This is a genomic window from Gracilibacillus orientalis, assembly GCF_900114645.1.
Lineage (GTDB): Bacteria > Bacillota > Bacilli > Bacillales > Amphibacillaceae > Gracilibacillus > Gracilibacillus orientalis.
Genome location: NZ_FOTR01000007.1, coordinates 161,812 through 180,606, shown reverse-complemented (window position 1 = coordinate 180,606; position 18,795 = coordinate 161,812). Strand labels below are relative to the sequence as shown.

Sequence of the window (18,795 nt, the reverse complement as noted above, 5' to 3'; positions counted from 1 at the left end):
AATGAATAACACTTATCTCCAACAAAATGGGAGGAAGACTCACAAAGTTAACTGGCAGTTTATGTTTGGGGCGAGTGAAGGTTATCATTTCTTAACTTATAAAAGCAAATTGCTGTGGGCAATTTGCTTTTGTTGGTAACGCTATTGATTCGCTTGTGCTCTTTTGTGATATTCTCCTCTGTAATGCGTCAGACGTTTAATACCACCATATCCTTGGACAATACCGAAGAAAAGAAAGACGAGCGTAATAAATAATGCAAGCTGTGTTTGATAAAATAAATATTGATTTATGCCAAAGACACTAATAAAAATACCCAATGCTATCCGAGCTTTTGCATTTTTAATTTCTTGCGTGAGTGGATCGTGGTCCCTCATTATCATTACTTTATAATAAATATACACAATAAAAGATAACACAATCATAATTGGGAAAATAACCATAGTAAAACCTCCAATAACAAAACAAGCTATATGCTAGATAAAAATACCTTTCTATTGTACCGTGACTATAATAGAATTGCTAGTAAAAACCTTGTATTAGTAGGTGTTTGTTGCATTCTATACTTAATCAGCCCCACTCTTTGCCCCAGACGTTCACCAAAAACAGATAAAAGTTAAATCTAAATTTTGGAATATTATGTTAAAATGAAGAAAGAAGAGATAATTATTCTTGGGGGCTTATTAAATGAAGTATTTCTTGAAGTTGAATGTGGTTAGTATTCTGTACGCTCTTTTGGTATTGGTGCCTATTGAACTTATGTTAAATGTATATAGAATTAGTAGACTAACAAATTGGGAAATTGATACGGTAAATATTTTGGCTAGCGTAATACTTATTGTTGAAATTATAGGTGGTACAATATTCCTTTTTATATTAACGAAAAAGTGGTTGGATGGGCGAAAGGCAAACTTTTGGACAGTCATCCTGTGGATACCCTACTTTTTTCTTTTTATTTATGTGTTTGCATCTTTGTTTCCGATAACTTACGGTGGTGATGTTCCTAATCCTATTACTGGTCTTTTAGCAATAGGTGGATTGATAGTTTATCCGTTTTATATACTAATTCTTAATTTTGTGGGTATGGCAAGTGATGATAAAACAATTAGGACTGTCTAAATTAGAAGTTTTAATCGAGGATGAGGAATGAGGTGCTTATGTTTAACAACGAGCCACTTTAAAACTGCGGGAAAGGCATTTTTTAATACAAGTAAATGCTTGTTTTAGAAAAAAGAAGCAATTCTGTCCTTGGACGAAGTGCTTCTTTCTTTTCTATAACATGAACTGAGGAATTATTATAAAACCTAATGCTAAGAAAGCAAGGGAAATTTTTAAAACTCTAAACAAATTCTCAAAATTTTGGGATTTCAGTTCGCCGATCAAGAAAAACAACCATAATACAATTACAGCACAGGGTATAACAATTAGAAGAGAAGGAGCAAAAATTAAGAGACCAGAAATAAATAATAAGCTAACCCCACATATTATGACGCCTGTAATAATGTTTGTAATAATGATAGTGTTACGCTTTTGTTGACTTAGACTAGACAACTTTATTGAAATCGGTTGATATAAAACACCTAAATAAATTTGACTAATAGAAATTATAAAACAACTTAATAGTAAAAGTGACAAAAGAATATATATATAAGTATTTTCCCTTATTCCATCTATTAAAAATAAACTATAAAAATAAAAAATGTTTAAAAAAATCATTAATATAATTAATAATGGTCTATGATTTGCAGACCTAGAGGGTTTATTAATGAAATAGTAAATGGTGATACTTGATATGATGGTTAGAGTGCACCAAATTGAAGGAAATATCTCTTGATATATAACACTCGAAATAGCTAAACAGAAAGTAAACAGGATTGTTAGTAAGCTTAGTGTAGATAATAATGGTTTTCTATAAGGGAAAAATGCTTTATTTAATTCATTACCTACCTCTTTTGCGTTACTAAAATCCTGTAAAGACTGTTCTACGGCTGATGCTTCATCTGTGCCTTCGTGTTTATAATAGGAGCATTTATCAGATATATGACGAATTAGTTCTTCTTTTAAATCTTTTTTGTTTTCAGTATTAAGTTCTATATAGCTAATTATCTTATTTACATATTGTTCGATACTCATTATAAATCACTCCTCATTTACCTTTTTTATAATGTGATTAATTGCCTGCCAACTAAAGAGTTTTTCTTCGTGCAGACGTTTACCGGTATCGGTAATTTTATAATATTTCCTTCGGCCGCCTTGAGATTCATTCCCCCAATAAGAGTTTATAATTTGCTTTCTTTGTAAACGTTTGAGGACTGAATATAATGTACCTTCACTTAAAGAATATTTGTTCTCGCTGATACCACTTACTCTATTTATAATTTGGAATCCATACATATCTTCGCGTTTGAGTAATGACAAAATTAGAAGATCCATATTTCCTTTCCATTGTTCTTTATCCATAATTTCCTCTTTTTTCCTTTTATGGTAACACACAGTACCTCGTTATACAATGTGTTCTGTTTTTGATGGTAATCTTGCGGATCAAATAATTATTTGCACAATTCGTAGGAAACATTCATTTAGCTTGAGGGGTTATGTGTCAAAGAAAATAAAAGTATTGGTTGTGCACGCTGTAGGCAAGAAAGTGCTAAGGTGTTCGCCGCAGTAGTGCTCTTCTCATCGTTACTATTATTTTAAGTGTAATGACTCTACTTATATATTGTACTAGAACAGTAAAGTAAGAAGATTGTGAAGGTTATACTTAAAATAACGGGTGCGTTTCTGTAACAAGCAGGAACGCTTTATACTAACTGGAAGGAATGTGGAATAAGAAACTGTATGTCTGTAATGCGTAGTAGACTTTTACTGCGCAGCAACGATTATTATTGTGCAAAATAAGAACAACGATTTGTTATTTTTTGTTATAATTTAAGTGTGAAGATTGGTGATGTTGTGAAGTTATTCACTTAAAATAACGGGCAGATTAGTGAAAGATGGAAACTAGGGTCAACAAGGGGGAGAAATATGGGGAAACAATATAATTTATGGTCTTTTTATTTAATACTTATTTGCTTAGGGTTAGCAGCCTATTCATTGTATTCTAATATTAACAATACTTGGCTAATCGCACCGCCAAATTATGTTTTACTAATTGTTAGTTTATTAGCCTTTGCTTTAGGGATTATCGGTTTTAAAGATAAGAGAAACTGGTGGGCAAAAACAAGAAGTTGGTTAACGGTAATTTTGTCATCATTGACATTTATCGGGCTATTGTTGGCACTAGCATTTACAACTTTCTTTTCATCTTTGGGAGTAAATGAACATTTAAAGACGGTTAGTTCTCCTGATGGACATTATACAATTGATTTTTACCGTTATGATGCAGGAGCAGCAGGTTCGTTTGGTATAAGGGGTGAATTAAACGGACCACTATGGTTTAAAAAGAGAATTTATTATCAAGACAGAGTAGAACAAGTTAAAGTGAAATGGGAAAGTAATGATAACGTATCTATAAATAATCATATTTTAAAATTAGATGAAGGAGATACTTACGGGTATCAATGATAAAGTATGTGAAACATCGTACTTAAAGTAACGGGTGCTTTAACGCAATAAGACACAAGCACTCTTGTTCAACTATTGAAGCAGGATAGTTCAACAAGAGAGTAGCTTTTCGTTAAAAGGCAATGTTGTCGAATAGGGGTGAGGTAGAGATGAAATTGGTAAGCAGGATTCAAGAAAAATACAGAAAAAGTAATAAATTATTTTTAGCTTTAAAAGTTATTTTAAGCGCTTTTACAATTTATTTTGCTGTTAGGGTTTTATTCATATCTATTTCGGGGCTAGTGAGTTCGGATACTTCAACTGATTTTCCAAATTTATTACTTTTTGGTATGCTTTTTTCTTTAGGGTTATCTAATGCTGTTGAACTTGCTGAAATGTTCGTTACCAAGAATAGAGAGTATTTTACACTATTACTTATAACTACATTCTTCCTTCTTGGTGTCTCCGTATTTGTGTTGTGGGTGTGAAATCGCAACCCTAAATGAAATTACTGGTGCGCTTTATCATTTTAATTACTGGTTACGACAATGTGTTATACCTAATTTGTAGTATTATCATAATCTTAATTACTGGGATGAATCTATATAAAGTTGGTAAGAAAAAAGAAAACATAGAGATAAAAAAAGAGTCAGTAACAATCTTTCAGAAACGGTCGGAATTGTGGAATAAGATGTGAAATGATGTTTTTAAAGTAACGGGTGCGTTAATTCAGGAAGAGTAACGCTATTTTTGTAGAAATTATTATATAACGGAGCAGTAATGTTGAAGAAGGGTTTTGCGGAATTTGTTAAATAATAAATAACTACGTTAATTTTTCAGGAGGAGAACATGGTAAAGGATTATGAAGTTTTATATAATACAACTCCAACTTTAGATGAATACATAAGTTTGTGTTCAAGTGTAGGATGGAAAGATTTTATGAATTTTGATGTAGCAGAGACCTCGCTACGAAATACAGTCTTTTCAGTGATTATAAAAGATAATAATAAAGTTATAGGAATGGGAAGGATTGTTGGGGATGGTGCAATCTATTACTACATTCAAGATATAGTTGTACATCCTAAATATCAAGGGTATGGAATCGGGAAAGAAATTATGAACACTTTAATGAGTTACATTGAAAATAATGCACCTAATAAGGCATTTATTGGGCTATTTGCTTCAGAGGGGAAAGTGGATTTTTATAAAAAATATGGTTTTAAAGATTATTCACCAAATATGACAGGGATGTTCAAGGTAAATCTCAAATAAATATATCTCTTTTCAACTATTGGGAGCTAGAGTTGAACAAGAACTACATAAATAATGCCTTATTTTAAAAGATTTTTCAGTCACTTTATAGAATTTATAAACAATTAGAAAGGGGGATGATGGTCTTGAGATTCACTGAACGTACTTTAAGAGTTCTTAAAAATGCAGAAAAGGAAGCCGAAAAGACAACCAAGATTGTTTATCCAGTTCATTTACTATTAGGTATGTTGCTCGAAAGAACTGCTGTGGGTGCTGAACTATATATTACTTATCCAAAACTTAGGGATATATTAAATGAACGAGTTAAGGGAATATATTTTAATAATGACGAACAAGGGATTAGTTGTGAACCTTTTACAATAAATATTTCGCTGTTCACTGAACAGGTACTAGAGATTGCAAATAATCGAATGAAACGATTCAAACAGATTTATTTAAATGAAGGACATCTAGTGGATGCAATTTTTAGAAACAATGACTATTCAACAAGTGCAATATTTGATGGATTGGATGTTTCACGTATCCTTGAAATAGTGTCACATCCGAGAGATATGATTGTTTCTTTAAAGGATTATTCATTCCCAAATATACCGACATCCAATATGACTTTTAGAAAAGCAGAGCAAATTGATGCTACATCGTTAAAAAACTTTGTAGAAAAGGAATTTGGAAATGGATGGTTAGACTCTATTGAAAACGGATTTTCAAAAGAAAATATTCCTCTTTTTATTGCTTTAGATGATGAGGAAATTATTGGTTTTGCTTGCTTTGATGTTGTGCGAAATAAAAAAGGGTTATTTGGTCCGATGGGAACAACTTATTCAAAACGGGTACAAGGTATAGGGTATACTTTGCTTCATTTGTGTTTAAGTGAAATGAATGAAATAGGTTATGAATATGCTGTTATTGGAGAAGCAGGACCAATTGAATTTTATGAAAAAGCTTGCAATGCGGTGGTAATTCCAAAACCTTTGTAAAATCATACAATATTTGTGAAATGGTACACTTAAATTAACGGGTGCGAATCCTGAACAAGAGGTACACTGTTAATAGCTTCAATTCAAATATTAGATATAGAAACGAGGAAAACGTTTTTTATGATTAAATTAAGATTTTTTGAACGTTCAGATTTTCAACGACTTATAAATTGGATTGAAACACTAGAATTTTTACTCCAATGGGGAGGTCCTAATCTTGTACTAAAGGGTGCGTTAATTCAAGAAGGATTAACGCTATTTTATGTAGAACTTGTTATATTAACGAAGCAGGTTAGTGTAATAAGAGGTTAGTTACACAGTTGTTTTATGGTAGAATTTAACTATAATATTGAGAGATGAGGGATGTATAGTGGGAATTGATTTTCATAGAAAGAAAAATCGTTTTACTTACACAACTCGAATTGCTGACAACTCGTGGATTGAAACAATAAAAGACCTTGTACCTATAAAGAATATATCTGAAGCTTTAGATGTTGGGTGTGGTGGAGGCATTTATTCAAAAGCACTATCAGACATGGGAGTGAATTTTGTTACTGGTGTTGATTTTTCCGAGTCAATACTTGAAGCGGCAAGACAGAACTGCAAAGAATATAAAAACATATCTTTTAAGTATGGAAGTGCTTTAGATACAGGATTAGATAGCAATCGTTTTAATTTATTGCTTGAAAGAGCAGTAATACATCATATTGAAGATTTACATAATTGTTTTAAGGAAGCATTTAGATTACTGGGGTCCAATGGATTTTATATCGTTCAAGACCGTACTCTTGAAGATTGTTTATTAGAAGGCCATGATAACCATGTTAGAGGTTATTTCTTTGAACTTTTTCCAAGATTAATTGAAAAAGAAACTAATCGAAGACATAATAGCAAAAAAGTTATTGAAACCCTAAAGGAAGTTGGTTTTAAGGACATAGAAGAAGTTAAGTTATGGGAAACAAGAAGAGTGTATGAAAGTAAGGAACAATTATTAAAAGATTTAAATGAAAGAACGGGAAGAAGTATTTTACATGAATTAGACGATAAAGAATTGAATTTATTGATAAATCATTTAGATAAGTCACTTTCATCTGATAAAAGCATAATAGAAAAAGATAGGTGGACAATTTGGAAAGCTGTTAAATAATTTTGTTCGAAAGTTTAGCTTGTGAAAAATTACACTTAAACAAACGGAGTGCGTTTAGTCAATAAGAGCGATAATTAGAAGATAGAGTGGTGTAATACTTTTTGGATGGTGATATTATCTTGGATAAACGATTATCCTTTAATGAGGATGTAGAAAATTACGACAAATGGAGACCTATATATTGTAACGAATTATTTTATGACATTATGGAGTATTCTCAAGTTGAGTATGGTAAAAAAGTTATTGAAGTTGGGATTGGAACAGGACAGGCTACAAAACCTTTTTTGGATAAAGGTTGTACATTAAAGGCAGTTGAATTAGGGAAAGAGCTTGCAAATTATTTGAAATTAAAGTTTGGGGAATATGGAAATTTTACAGTATGTAATACAGCATTTGAAACTTTTGAATGTCCAGATGACAGTATAGACTTAATTTATTCAGCTACTGCCTTTCATTGGATTAAAAGCGAAATAGGTTATCCAAAAGTCTCTAAATTTTTAAAACAAGATGGAACATTAGCATTGTTTTGGAACCGACCATTTGTATCAAAGGATAATGACTTATTGCATCAGAAAATTCAGGGCATTTATCAAAAATATAGACCAACCAATACTAAAATAATAGAAATTGATACGGAAAGATATAACAAACGATTTAAGACAATTCATTCTTATGGATTTAAGGATATAGAGTTTAAGTTATATCATTTAACTCGAACCTTTTCTTCAGATGACTACATTGCATTGTTAAATACATACTCAGACCATAGAAGTATGTCATCAAATACTAAAAAAATGTTGGAAGATGAGATTAAAGGAGCAATTATAGAATTTGGTGATGTATTAAATGTTTTTGACACGATTGATTTATATTTAGCAAAGAAATAATTTATCTTGTTTCATTAACGGGTGCGTTAACGTAAGAAGGAGTTGTCCTTCGGCAGCTCTATTGTGTTAAATGGCAAGATAATTATTAATTGAATAAAAATATCAAATTATTTTTATAAAAAGCCTCTAAAAATCGGAAATACGAAAACACCGTACTAAATGTTGGTAAATCTAAATGATAATAAGGCGGAAAATACGATGATAATCGAAAGAGTTACATCCCTTGAACAATATAAGTTGAATTTACTCATAGATGATAGTTTATCTGAAGGATATAAATTTATAAAGCGATTAGTGGATGAATATACATTAGGGAATAACAAATTTGATAAAAATGGTGAATCACTCTATGTTGCAAAATTAGATGATGAGGTTATTGGAATTGGGGGACTAAATATTGACCCCTATCTTAACCTTTCTGATGTAGGGCGAGTAAGGCATCTCTATGTTTTGCGTAAGAACAGAGGTACTGGTGTAGGAAGGAAACTTCTAAAAACAATAATTGATGAAGCAAGGGAGAATTTTCGGACAATAAGGTTATCATCTACGGATAATCCAGCTGCCGTTAATTTATATATAGAATGTGGCTTTTCAAAAGTAGAAGGAATTTATAAAGCTAGTCATATATTGGAATTATCACAAGCTGATAAGAAGTAATTGGTGTTAAACAAACGGGTGGCTTTAGTTGGAACAAGAATTATAATTTTAAACAGAAATTTTTGTTGTACAGTACAACGATACTACGCATTCAAATTACAGTTTTTCAAGAGGTTTGTGAGAGAACGTCTTAAAGTAACGGGTGGCAAGAGTTAAACATGGCGATCATTCTTAGCCTTAAAGCAACCCCACTTAACCTCAAGTACATTCAATTTCCTGCTTTATTTTGCATTTGTGTTTTACATAAATTCATAGTAAAGTGTTGATATCATGGGATTTTTACAGGTTTTAATGTATAATCTACATATAACAAAATCTACCGTGACTAGTATTTAATAGTGAAAAAATAATAGGTGATATAAAAAAAGGAGTATTTATATGTCAGTAATGTCGCAAATATTTGAGAAAATGAAACAATACGATACGATTATCATTCATCGCCATGTTCGTCCAGACCCTGATGCATATGGGTCACAAAGCGGATTAGCAGAGATAATTAAAGCAAGCTTTCCTGATAAAAATATATATGTGGTTGGTGAAGAAGAAGTCTCTTTATCATTTTTAGCAACGATGGATAATATCAAAGATGAGCTTTATTCAGAATCACTTGTTATTGTGTGTGATACCGCAAATCAGGAAAGAATTTCGGATCAACGCTTTGAGCAGGCCAAGGAAGTTATTAAAATCGATCACCATCCAGTAGTAGATGCTTACGGTGATGTCCAATGGGTGGATGTAGAGGCGAGTTCTACAAGTGAAATGATTTATCACTTCTATAGTGAACAAAAAGAAAATGGGTTAAAAATGACCAATAGAGCTGCATTTCTTTTGTATTGTGGAATTGTTGGTGACACTGGGCGCTTTCTATTTCCAAGCACCACTGAAAGAACTTTCCGATTTGTATCAGAGTTAGTTGCTTATGATTTTGATCGAACTGAGATGTATGAAGAAATGTACAAAACAAATTTAAACATTGCTAGGTTGAAAGGTTATATCCTTCAAAATATTAGCGTATCAGAAGCTGGCGTAAGCTATGTTAAATTAACAAAGGATATTTTGAATCAGTTTAATGTAGAAGCATCCGAAACTAGTTCAATCGTAGGAGTATTAGGAGATATTGAGGGGATCAAAGTATGGGTGATCTTTGTAGAAGAAGACGATGTCATTCGTGTTCGTCTACGTTCCAAAGGTCCTGTTATTAATCAGGTGGCAGGAAATTATGAAGGTGGAGGTCATCCGCTTGCATCAGGTGCTAAGATTCATCAGTGGGAAACAGTAGACAACGTTTTAGCTGATTTAGAAGAAGTATGTAAAGAAAAATAATCTGTATAGAAATCATTGCTCAAGGTTTGATGGTGACCTTGAGCAATGATATTTATTAGGAATCAGCCATTTTCAACTGAATCGACAAATATAATGTCTCACTCACAATGATTCTTTGGATCTCCGCTTGAAATTTGAAATCATCGATGTTGATTGTTTTGTTTTCGATGGTCGCAATAAGCAGATCGATGGAATCAGCCATATCATTAATATTTTTACCTACTGCGTGTGCTGCTTCTGTTCTAACAGCTTCTTCTAATTGTTGAATCATTATCCGGTCATTATCAATGTTTAATTCTTTAAGATTTAAAAATTCAATATTAATTTCTTTAACTTGCAGACCTTTTTTTGTTTGCTGATCAAGTGTTTCATGATTCTTACGTAAATTTTCATAGCTTTGATTAAGATTCTGTAGATCTCCTCGTAATGCCAGGTTTTCTTCAATCCACTTCTCTTGTAATTCACCAAACATATAAATAAAAATAATATAGCCAATAATTGTACCAATCGCAACACCAGCAAGAAATCGTTGCCATGAAGGACGTTTATGATACGGAGGAATGTGCATTATTCAATCTCCTCTTGAATCAGCCATTCGATGACTAATAGTGCAGTATGTGCACCACCCATTGCGGTAATAATCAATAAAATTTGTTTGACTAAATCAATGGTAGATCCTTCATAGATACCTCTGTCAAAATTATCAATGGCATCAAAAGTACCCCCTATCGCTGCAACAATAGCCCAAATACGTAAATTTTTTGCGATCCGGTTTATATGTGTGAATGGAGCATCACCTGATACAAATGCACCTATACTACCAATTATGGACCCACCAATCATCACACCAAAAGCGATAAAGTAACATTGAATCATTGTTGCCATGAAGCGTTCTTCCATCCACACCCCTCCCGGAAAATTTATACTTCATTAAAATATATGGTAAACTTGTCTACTATATGTTTACTAACTTACAAGTTGTAAAAGGTCTGATATAATAAAGAAACAAAACATTTGATCGCATAGGAGGTGAGAACATGTCGAATTCTTCCGCACTACAAATCAAAAGTGGCTACTCTTTAATGAATAGTACGATCCAAATAGCACCGTTGGTAAACCAAGCGAAAAACTATGGTTATCATCATCTTGCATTGACGGATGAAGGGATCATGCATGGAGCGATTCCTTTTTATCAAGCATGTAAGAAGGCAGGCATTAACCCGATCATCGGGCTTTCTTATCAAGTCGAAATCAATGAGCGTTTTGTTGAGGTTATCGCTTTAGCGAAAAATGTAACAGGATATCAGCATTTATTGCAGATTAGTACGGCACTGCAGCACGATGAAAAAGTGACCATCAAAATGCTGGAGAACTACGATGAATCTCTTTTTACCATTTTACCTGCAGAACAATGGCCCTTAGAACAAATGGAAACTACTATACAACAGATTAGAACAAATCATCAGTTGAACAATGTTTATCTTGGCTTATCAGAAAATATGGTCAATTACCGAAATATACTTGAACAATTGGATATCCCAAAGGTGGCATTGCCTGATGTAAAATACTTGAATAAACAAGAAGTGATTGCCTATAGCTGTTTGCGTGCAATAGATCAAGGTGTGAAATGGGATAAGACAATGGTAGATGAAATAGAAGGTACATATCTAAAAACACCTGACGAGCTAGAGATAGCGTTCCAATCCTGGCCTGAACTACTGTCAAACGCTGATCAACTAGCAGAGCAGTGCCATATTGATCTCCCTTTAGAACAAAGATTATTACCAAAATATCCTGTCCCAGGTGATATGCATGCAGATCAATTTCTAGAGGAATTATGTGAAAAGAGTTTATCTGAAAAATATCCTGATGTAACAGATGAAGTAGCGGAGCGCCTCCATTATGAAATCGACGTTATACAATCAATGGGCTTCAGTGATTATTTTCTCATTGTCTGGGACTTTGTTCATTATGCAAAAGAAAGTCAAATTATGGTGGGACCAGGTCGTGGATCTGCAGCTGGTTCACTCGTAGCATATCTTTTAGGGATTACAGATGTTGACCCGATCAAATATGATTTGCTATTTGAACGATTTTTAAACCCAGACCGTGTTACTATGCCTGATATTGATATTGACTTTGCGGATGAGAAGAGAGATCAAGTGATTCGTTATGTCGTAGAGAAATATGGTACAGATCATGTGGCACAAATTATAACTTTTGGTACATTTGCGGCAAGATCGTTATTGAGGGAGCTTTTTAAAGTACTAGATATTTCTGATAATGATCAGAATTATATTTTAAAATCGTTGCCTAAAGATAGTAACAGTACCTTAGCGGCATTGTTGAGGCAGACATCGGAATTGACTGAGTATGTGAAACAATCTGAACAATTGAAAAGGTTATTTAAAATTGCCAATCAGCTTGAAGGACTTCCGCGACATGTATCAACACACGCTGCCGGAGTTATTATCAGTGATCAAGAGATGACAAGTCACGTGGCAACCATGCCATCTCAAAGTAATGTCGCATTAACACAATATCCAATGAATGACTTGGAGAAAATCGGTTTATTAAAAATCGATTTTCTTGGGTTACGTAACTTGACCTTGATAGAAAAGATTTTAAAACAAATGACATACCATTATAAAAAATCTATTTCTTTGGAAACCATACCTTTCAATGATGAAAACACCTATAGACTGTTACAGAAAGGGGAAACAAATGGTATTTTTCAACTGGAATCACAGGGGATGCAAAAAGTGTTACGGGAATTGCGTCCCACTAACTTCGAGGATATTGTAGCAGTAAATGCATTGTATCGACCAGGTCCTATGGAGTTTATTCCAACATATATTGAACGTAAACATAGGAAGAAGGAAATACCTCACCTTCACCCTGATTTAGCCTCAATATTGGAAAAAACATACGGTGTACTCGTCTATCAGGAACAAATTATGCAAATTGTTCATACAATGGCAGGTTTTACATATGGTGAAGCTGATATCTTTAGAAGGGCAGTTAGTAAGAAAGATAAAACGCTATTAATGGATAATAAGCAAAAATTCATCAGTGGAAGTTTGGAAAAAGGGTATAATAATCGGACTGCAGAGGAAGTTTTTGATTGGATAGTTCGTTTTTCTAATTATGGGTTTAACAGAAGTCATGCTGTTGCCTATAGTGTCATCGCCTATCAATTAGCGTACTTAAAAGCAAATTATCCTATTGCATTCTTTATTGAAATGTTAAGCATGCATATGGGAAACGCTGAAAAAATACAGATTTATTTACGAGAAGCTAAGAATAGACATATTGAGATTTTGCCTCCATCGATTAATCATAGTATTGGTAAATTTAAAGCTGAACAAGCTGGCATCAGAATTGGTTTGAATATTATAAAAGGTATAGGATTTCAAGCAGTGCAAACGATATTGGAAGCGCGCAAGAATCAGCGATTTAAAAATTTATTTGATTTTTGCTTACGAGTACCTCTGCAAAAAATCAACCGGACGATTATTGAATCACTGATTTTAGCTGGTGCATTTGATGAACTGCATGACAACCGCGCCACCCTTTTAGCAAGTCTTGATGAAGCAATGGAACAAGGCGAATTATTCAGAGAGTTTGATGATCAGATTCATTTCTTTGAGAGTGATCTAGCGTTAGATGTTTCCTATACCGAGATAGAACCATATCCAATTATGAAGCAACTGATGATGGAGAAAGAAGTGATAGGATTTTTTGTTTCCACACATCCATTAGCACAGGTACGTGATAAAATTCGCGAGTATGGTTATATTTCGATTCAACAAACACAACATTTAAAGCAGAAAAAGATAAAAATGGCTGCAGTGGTTCAATCTCTAAAAGTAATTCGAACCAAAAAAGGGGAAACAATGGCCTTTGTAACGATTTCGGATGAATCAGGTGAATTGGATACTGTATTATTCCCTAAAATTTTTCGACAAGTAAATCATTGGCTAGAAGAAGATAGTTTTGTATTTGTGGAAGGAAAATTGGAAGAACGGAATGAAAAAAAGCAATTGATTGTTAATGATATCCAACCATATCAATTGGAAGAGAAGCAACTAACAAATGATAGTGTGTATATCAAAGTAGAAGATGAGAAAGAGGTATCGTTGGAGAAACTGAAAGAGATAGCAACTAAATTTCCTGGGTCTGCTACCATTTATCTTTACCAAGAGAATCAGCGACAATTGTTTAAATTATCAAGCAGCTATAATCTGGATAGTGCCTGGAATGTTGTCAAAGAATTAAAACAATATTTTGGAGAAGATAATGTAGTACTTAGGCATTCTTCATAGAAGGGTGCCTCTTTACATCATCTATCGATCTGATATAATGTAATAGTTAATTGGTCTGACCAATAAAGACGGTAACAGGGGGAAAGTAATGTCAGAGCGCATTAAAGTATATCAGCAAGTGATAAGCGAAATTCAACGTCTTATCAAAGAAGATGGATATTTACCAGGAGATAAACTGCCTTCAGAAAGACAGTTGTCTGTCCAATTAGATGCAGCCAGATCCTCTGTTAGAGAAGCTTTAAGAGCCATTGAATTATTAGGAGTTATCGAAACGAGGCAAGGGGAAGGTACTTATTTCCGAGATTATCAAACATACCATGCCGTAGAATTGTTGGCTTCATTTATCTTACAAGGTTCTCAGATACAAGAAGAGTTACAACAAGCGAAAAAATTGTTGGAAAATCATGTGTTATCCGTTGATTCGCTTTCAGATCAACAACTAGGGCAATTGATGAAGATATTAGATGAACCATCTTTATCAAAAGGGGAAAAACACCATCGTTTTTTTCTTGTCTTTTTCAAAGCAAATGATAATCAACTTTTATTAAAAATATGGCGTCTCATGCAAGATTTTTCAGAGAATATGGAGCAAAAGGCCTACCCTGATCAATATTATTTTGATATATTAAAAAAACACAAAAATACAATTGAATAAGAAAATTTAATTTCGAATACATTGTAGTGTAGTGAAAAAGGAGGAATCTTCCTTGTTGAAAGATTTGTTTGGAAAAAAGAAGAAATATGCATCCATTCCTGGTGAGAATGGCAAGAAAGACGTCCCAGAAGGTTTAATGCAAAAATGCGGTGGGTGCAAAAAAATATTTTATCAGAAGGAACTAAATAAAAGTTTAAATGTCTGTCCGGAGTGTGGGCACCACCATCAAATCTCTGCTTATGATCGTATTAACAGTCTTTTTGATGAAGACAGCTTTGAAGAATGGGATAAGGGTATATTGTCAGATAATCCGCTTCAGTTTCCTCAATATGAAGAAAAACTGGAGAAAGATAGAGAAAAAACAGGTTTAGAAGAAGCAGTTGTAACTGGTGAAGGCAAAATACACGAGATACGAACTGCGATTGCTGTCATGGATTCTCGATTTAGAATGGGAAGTATGGGGTCTGTTGTAGGTGAAAAAATCGCTAGAGCAATTGAACGTGCACGTGAAGAGAAAATGCCGATCATGATTTTTACAGCTTCAGGTGGAGCACGTATGCAGGAAGGTATATTGAGTCTAATGCAGATGGCCAAGACATCGATTGCTATTCAACGCTTGCATAGAGAAAATGGTTTATTTATTTCTGTAATGACAAATCCTACTACAGGTGGCGTATCTGCTAGCTTTGCTTCGATCGGGGATTACAATTTTGCAGAGCCAGGAGCATTAATTGGTTTTGCCGGTAGACGGATTATTGAACAAACCATTCGTGAAAAATTACCGAAAGATTTTCAAACTGCTGAATTTCAGTTGAAACATGGTCAAATTGATAAAGTAATTCCTCGTGGCGAGATGCGAGATACGTTAGCAACGATATTGGACATCCATGGATTTGGAGGTGATACTGTTGAAACAAGTGCTAGAGTTTGAGAAACCTGTTATTGAATTACGTGATAAAATTGAAGAATTAAAAGCTATGACGGAAGATAGTGATATAGATTTATCCGATGAGATAAGTAAAATGGAAGACCGGCTAGCTAAATTAGAAAATGACATTTATGGAAAGTTAAAACCTTGGGATCGCGTGCAAATCGCGCGTCATACCGAACGTCCTACGTCATTAGACTATATTGAGCAATTATTTACTAATTTTATTGAATTTCATGGAGATCGTTTATTTGGTGATGACGAAGCGATTGTTGCAGGTATTGCCAAGTACAAAGGAAAATCTGTGACGATTATTGGACAACAACGCGGTAAAAATACGAAAGATAATATTAAGCGTAATTTCGGAAGTCCTCACCCTGAAGGATATCGAAAAGCACTGCGTCATATGAAACAAGCTGAAAAGTTCAACCGACCAATCATAACCTTTATTGATACAAAAGGTGCCTATCCAGGAAAAGCGGCAGAAGAAAGAGGCCAAAGTGAGGCCATCGCAAGAAACCTAATGGAAATGGCTGGAATTACAGTACCAATTATTTGTATCGTAATCGGTGAAGGTGGTAGTGGTGGTGCGTTAGGTATTAGTGTAGGAGACAGAATTCACATGCTGGAGAATTCAACTTATTCTGTTATCTCACCAGAAGGTGCGGCTGCATTGCTTTGGAAAGATGCAGGACAAGCAGAAAGAGCTGCACAATCATTGAAAATAACTGCACCTGATTTAAAAGAATTAAATGTTATTGACGAGGTCATACCAGAACCACTTGGCGGGGCGCACCGTGATGTGGTCACTCAAGCATTAAATATCAGCAAAGTATTAGATGAAACATTGCAAGAGTTAGAAGTAGAAAATGAAACATCACTTCTAGACAACCGCTGGGAAAAATACAAAAAAATCGGTGAAGTTCAAGCAACAATAGAAAAAGCAGAAGTATAAACAGAAACCTCTCCAATTCCAGGAGAGGTTTTTTCTAATTAGCAAGGAAAATATATAACCATTGATGTCAACTTTTATAAGCAAGTATGATAGGAAAAGGTGATTCAACATGTTTATTTTAAGAAGCAAGAATAGCTATACAGATGTTGTCATTTTGAAAGCTAGCTAGTGCAAGTCAACCCGATACGGCTGACCGTTTCGCTTTCCAAGGGGCATGCTCTTCAGCTAACTTTTACAGGAGAAATTCACTCCTGTAAAAGTGGATCTTCAGATCATGCTAATCCCTTAGGAGTCGAAACGGTCGGCCTTCGCTATACTTTTTTCTACAACGAATTGTAGAAAAATATTGGGTTTTATAACCCCTATTAGTGATTTCCCATGCCTACCTTACACTTTCACAAGCAAGTTGCCTGGTCTGACGAATGTTGTAGAGCATGCATAAACGTAGGCCGCCCACTTCACTCCTGTGGGAATTGTTTGGCCTGAAGATCCACTTTTACGAGCGGGTTTTGCTCGAAGAAGTTAGCTGAAGGACAAACCCCACGGAAAGGGAAGTGGGCAGCCGGAGAGGTGGTCAAGCTGTTCAAGTATTTCATAATGGATGCTTGAGAAATGGTAAATCTTTAGCTTTTAGTCATAAGGACTGAGCGGGTTTTTGCTCAGTTTTTCTTATAAAGCGTGTAAAAAAGATACACCCAAAAACATAAAATGTGAAATATCCATGTCGTAATTTTGCGTCCTTTCATTCTTTTATTGATGACTTTAAAGCAATCGCTTCGGCAGAATACTCCGCTTTTACCCTTGGGTGAAAGGGAGTATTTTTCCGCAGCGACGAAATTGGCAGTCCTCTCTAGAAGACTGGAAGAACATCTTACTCAAAACGAATTTACATTAGTTCGCAGTTTGTATCTATATCGAACTAGAGTGAAGTAAAATGGGGAGTTTTTTGTATTTGCTAAACAATCATTAATAGGTAAAAAATAAAAAAACTTTCAAAGTTAAGAGAAATACGCTAAAATTGTATTGTTTAGGGGTGAGTTTAGTTTTTATTTCATGTATAATCTTAGATGGAATTCCTATATAGTTTAAAAGAGAGAAAAGATGGGGAAAAATGGTGTAGGACAATTTATTTTGTTAATGAGGTGATTTATTTGAAAAAAATAGGTGTATTAACAAGTGGTGGAGATGCACCGGGAATGAATGCAGCGGTTCGTGCAGTTGTTCGTAAAGCAATCTATCATGAACTAGAAGTTTATGGCGTTTATAACGGATATGAAGGTCTTATGGAAGGTAATATTAAGAAAATGGAACTAGGTTCTGTTGGTGACATTATTCAACGAGGAGGTACTATTCTGTACTCCGCTCGGTCGAATGAGTTTAAGACAGATGCTGGACAACAAAAAGCAATTGAACAAATGAGAAAAATTGGAATAGAGGGACTCATTGTCATTGGTGGGGATGGGTCGTTTCGTGGTGCAGAAAAATTAACTCAAAAAGGTTTTCCATGCATTGGAGTTCCAGGTACTATTGATAATGATATTCCAGGCACTGATTATACTATTGGCTTCGATACAGCTTTAAATACCATCGTCAATGCAGTGGATAAAATTCGTGATACAGCTACTTCACACGAACGTACATATGTAATTGAAGTAATGGGAAGGGATGCTGGTGACCTCGCATTATGGGCAGGACTTGCAAATGGTGCGGAAAGTGTTATCATCCCGGAACAAGAAGAAAGCTTCGAAAGTGTTGTAGGTAAGCTGAAAAGAGGTCAAGAACGAGGTAAAAAACATAGTATTATCATTCTTGCTGAAGGTGTTGGCAGTGGTGTTGAATATGGGAAACGTATTGAAGAAGAGACAAGCATGGACACACGTGTAACGGTCTTAGGTCATATTCAACGTGGTGGTTCACCTTCAGGATATGACCGTGTATTAGCAAGTCGTTTAGGTGCAAAATCTGTAGACCTATTAATGGACGGAGTCGGTGGCCGTGTGGTTGGCGTTGAAAATAATATAGTTGTTGACCATGATATATCAAAAGTATTATCTGAAAAACATGCTGTTAATATGAACATGTATAAATTAGCAAATCAACTTTCTATTTAATTTAGCAAATATCGTAA

Annotated in this window: 20 protein-coding genes; 15 read left to right on the top strand and 5 right to left on the bottom strand. The window is 34.3% G+C overall.

All coding sequences use genetic code 11. The features are described from left to right. Window positions 1–141: 141 nt before the first annotated feature. Window positions 142–441, bottom strand: coding sequence for a YtpI family protein (locus tag BM121_RS13970; RefSeq protein ID WP_091484263.1), 300 nt, complete (start codon window positions 439–441; stop codon window positions 142–144). A gap of 244 nt (window positions 442–685) precedes the next feature. Here BM121_RS13970 and BM121_RS13965 point away from each other — a divergent pair, with 244 nt between their 5' ends. Then, window positions 686–1,117 carry a hypothetical protein gene (locus tag BM121_RS13965; RefSeq protein WP_091484262.1) on the top strand — a complete coding sequence of 144 codons (432 nt, stop codon included), beginning with the start codon at window positions 686–688 and terminating at the stop codon, window positions 1,115–1,117. A 153-nt stretch (window positions 1,118–1,270) separates the two neighbouring features. Here the strand turns inward: BM121_RS13965 and BM121_RS13960 are convergent, their stop codons facing one another. Both BM121_RS13960 and BM121_RS13955 read right to left on the bottom strand, forming a co-directional pair. Then, on the bottom strand, window positions 1,271–2,131 hold the full coding sequence (locus BM121_RS13960; RefSeq protein WP_091484261.1) for a hypothetical protein: 861 nt from the start codon (window positions 2,129–2,131) through the stop codon (window positions 1,271–1,273). A 6-nt stretch (window positions 2,132–2,137) separates the two neighbouring features. Then, complete coding sequence (locus BM121_RS13955) at window positions 2,138–2,458, bottom strand: PadR family transcriptional regulator (protein ID WP_091484260.1); 321 nt, start codon at window positions 2,456–2,458, stop codon at window positions 2,138–2,140. Between the two features lie 564 nt (window positions 2,459–3,022). Here BM121_RS13955 and BM121_RS13950 point away from each other — a divergent pair. The 9 genes from BM121_RS13950 to BM121_RS13910 all read left to right on the top strand — a co-directional run bounded on the left by BM121_RS13950 (window position 3,023) and on the right by BM121_RS13910 (window position 9,804). Continuing rightward, window positions 3,023–3,562 (top strand): DUF5412 family protein, encoded by a 540-nt coding sequence (locus BM121_RS13950; protein ID WP_091484259.1) that lies wholly within the window; start codon window positions 3,023–3,025, stop codon window positions 3,560–3,562. A 149-nt stretch (window positions 3,563–3,711) separates the two neighbouring features. Then, complete coding sequence (locus BM121_RS13945) at window positions 3,712–4,029, top strand: hypothetical protein (RefSeq protein ID WP_091484258.1); 318 nt, start codon at window positions 3,712–3,714, stop codon at window positions 4,027–4,029. 361 nt (window positions 4,030–4,390) lie between these two features. After that, complete coding sequence (locus tag BM121_RS13940) at window positions 4,391–4,813, top strand: GNAT family N-acetyltransferase (protein ID WP_091484257.1); 423 nt, start codon at window positions 4,391–4,393, stop codon at window positions 4,811–4,813. 125 nt (window positions 4,814–4,938) lie between these two features. Further along, entirely contained in the window at window positions 4,939–5,790 is an 852-nt protein-coding gene (locus BM121_RS13935) for a GNAT family N-acetyltransferase (protein WP_175495435.1), read from the top strand. Between the two features lie 120 nt (window positions 5,791–5,910). Then, window positions 5,911–6,102 (top strand): hypothetical protein, encoded by a 192-nt coding sequence (locus BM121_RS22700; RefSeq protein ID WP_425432239.1) that lies wholly within the window; start codon window positions 5,911–5,913, stop codon window positions 6,100–6,102. Between the two features lie 58 nt (window positions 6,103–6,160). Continuing rightward, window positions 6,161–6,937 (top strand): class I SAM-dependent methyltransferase, encoded by a 777-nt coding sequence (locus BM121_RS13925; RefSeq protein ID WP_091484255.1) that lies wholly within the window; start codon window positions 6,161–6,163, stop codon window positions 6,935–6,937. 101 nt (window positions 6,938–7,038) lie between these two features. After that, on the top strand, window positions 7,039–7,824 hold the full coding sequence (locus tag BM121_RS13920) for a class I SAM-dependent methyltransferase (RefSeq protein ID WP_217649322.1): 786 nt from the start codon (window positions 7,039–7,041) through the stop codon (window positions 7,822–7,824). A 198-nt stretch (window positions 7,825–8,022) separates the two neighbouring features. Beyond that, a complete protein-coding gene (locus BM121_RS13915; RefSeq protein WP_175495434.1) occupies window positions 8,023–8,481 on the top strand; it encodes a GNAT family N-acetyltransferase in 459 nt (152 codons plus the stop codon). Between the two features lie 378 nt (window positions 8,482–8,859). Then, complete coding sequence (locus BM121_RS13910; RefSeq protein WP_091484253.1) at window positions 8,860–9,804, top strand: DHH family phosphoesterase; 945 nt, start codon at window positions 8,860–8,862, stop codon at window positions 9,802–9,804. A 55-nt stretch (window positions 9,805–9,859) separates the two neighbouring features. Here BM121_RS13910 and ytrI read toward each other — a convergent pair whose 3' ends face one another. Together ytrI and ytrH are read right to left on the bottom strand one after the other, a co-directional pair. Beyond that, on the bottom strand, window positions 9,860–10,372 hold the full coding sequence (gene ytrI / locus BM121_RS13905) for a sporulation membrane protein YtrI (RefSeq protein ID WP_091484252.1): 513 nt from the start codon (window positions 10,370–10,372) through the stop codon (window positions 9,860–9,862). Next, window positions 10,372–10,704 carry a sporulation membrane protein YtrH gene (ytrH, locus tag BM121_RS13900; RefSeq protein WP_091484251.1) on the bottom strand — a complete coding sequence of 111 codons (333 nt, stop codon included), beginning with the start codon at window positions 10,702–10,704 and terminating at the stop codon, window positions 10,372–10,374. Before ytrH ends, ytrI begins: the two co-directional genes overlap by 1 nt. A gap of 137 nt (window positions 10,705–10,841) precedes the next feature. Between ytrH and dnaE the strand changes: the two genes are divergently transcribed. The 5 genes from dnaE (at window position 10,842) to pfkA (ending at window position 18,778) form a co-directional block, all read left to right on the top strand. Next, window positions 10,842–14,129, top strand: coding sequence for a DNA polymerase III subunit alpha (gene dnaE, locus BM121_RS13895; RefSeq protein WP_091484250.1), 3,288 nt, complete (start codon window positions 10,842–10,844; stop codon window positions 14,127–14,129). An 88-nt stretch (window positions 14,130–14,217) separates the two neighbouring features. Then, a complete protein-coding gene (locus BM121_RS13890) occupies window positions 14,218–14,784 on the top strand; it encodes a FadR/GntR family transcriptional regulator (protein WP_091484249.1) in 567 nt (188 codons plus the stop codon). 52 nt (window positions 14,785–14,836) lie between these two features. Beyond that, window positions 14,837–15,715 (top strand): acetyl-CoA carboxylase, carboxyltransferase subunit beta, encoded by an 879-nt coding sequence (accD, locus tag BM121_RS13885; RefSeq protein WP_091484248.1) that lies wholly within the window; start codon window positions 14,837–14,839, stop codon window positions 15,713–15,715. Beyond that, on the top strand, window positions 15,693–16,667 hold the full coding sequence (gene accA / locus BM121_RS13880) for an acetyl-CoA carboxylase carboxyl transferase subunit alpha (RefSeq protein WP_091484247.1): 975 nt from the start codon (window positions 15,693–15,695) through the stop codon (window positions 16,665–16,667). The genes accD and accA overlap by 23 nt, the downstream gene beginning before the upstream one ends. Window positions 16,668–17,818: 1,151 nt before the next feature. Then, on the top strand, window positions 17,819–18,778 hold the full coding sequence (gene pfkA / locus BM121_RS13875; RefSeq protein ID WP_091484343.1) for a 6-phosphofructokinase: 960 nt from the start codon (window positions 17,819–17,821) through the stop codon (window positions 18,776–18,778). The last annotated feature ends 17 nt before the right edge of the window (window positions 18,779–18,795 follow it).

Excerpts from the sequence above, each read along its gene's own strand:
- BM121_RS13970 (WP_091484263.1), bottom strand. The coding sequence starts at position 441 with ATGGTTATTTTCCCAATTATGATTGTGTTATCTTTTATTGTGTATATT.
- BM121_RS13965 (WP_091484262.1), top strand. The coding sequence starts at position 686 with ATGAAGTATTTCTTGAAGTTGAATGTGGTTAGTATTCTGTACGCTCTT.
- BM121_RS13960 (WP_091484261.1), bottom strand. The coding sequence starts at position 2,131 with ATGAGTATCGAACAATATGTAAATAAGATAATTAGCTATATAGAACTT.
- BM121_RS13955 (WP_091484260.1), bottom strand. The coding sequence starts at position 2,458 with ATGGATAAAGAACAATGGAAAGGAAATATGGATCTTCTAATTTTGTCA.
- BM121_RS13950 (WP_091484259.1), top strand. The coding sequence starts at position 3,023 with ATGGGGAAACAATATAATTTATGGTCTTTTTATTTAATACTTATTTGC.
- BM121_RS13945 (WP_091484258.1), top strand. The coding sequence starts at position 3,712 with ATGAAATTGGTAAGCAGGATTCAAGAAAAATACAGAAAAAGTAATAAA.
- BM121_RS13940 (WP_091484257.1), top strand. The coding sequence starts at position 4,391 with ATGGTAAAGGATTATGAAGTTTTATATAATACAACTCCAACTTTAGAT.
- BM121_RS22700 (WP_425432239.1), top strand. The coding sequence starts at position 5,911 with ATGATTAAATTAAGATTTTTTGAACGTTCAGATTTTCAACGACTTATA.
- BM121_RS13915 (WP_175495434.1), top strand. The coding sequence starts at position 8,023 with ATGATAATCGAAAGAGTTACATCCCTTGAACAATATAAGTTGAATTTA.
- BM121_RS13910 (WP_091484253.1), top strand. The coding sequence starts at position 8,860 with ATGTCAGTAATGTCGCAAATATTTGAGAAAATGAAACAATACGATACG.
- ytrI (WP_091484252.1), bottom strand. The coding sequence starts at position 10,372 with ATGCACATTCCTCCGTATCATAAACGTCCTTCATGGCAACGATTTCTT.
- ytrH (WP_091484251.1), bottom strand. The coding sequence starts at position 10,704 with ATGGAAGAACGCTTCATGGCAACAATGATTCAATGTTACTTTATCGCT.
- dnaE (WP_091484250.1), top strand. The coding sequence starts at position 10,842 with ATGTCGAATTCTTCCGCACTACAAATCAAAAGTGGCTACTCTTTAATG.
- BM121_RS13890 (WP_091484249.1), top strand. The coding sequence starts at position 14,218 with ATGTCAGAGCGCATTAAAGTATATCAGCAAGTGATAAGCGAAATTCAA.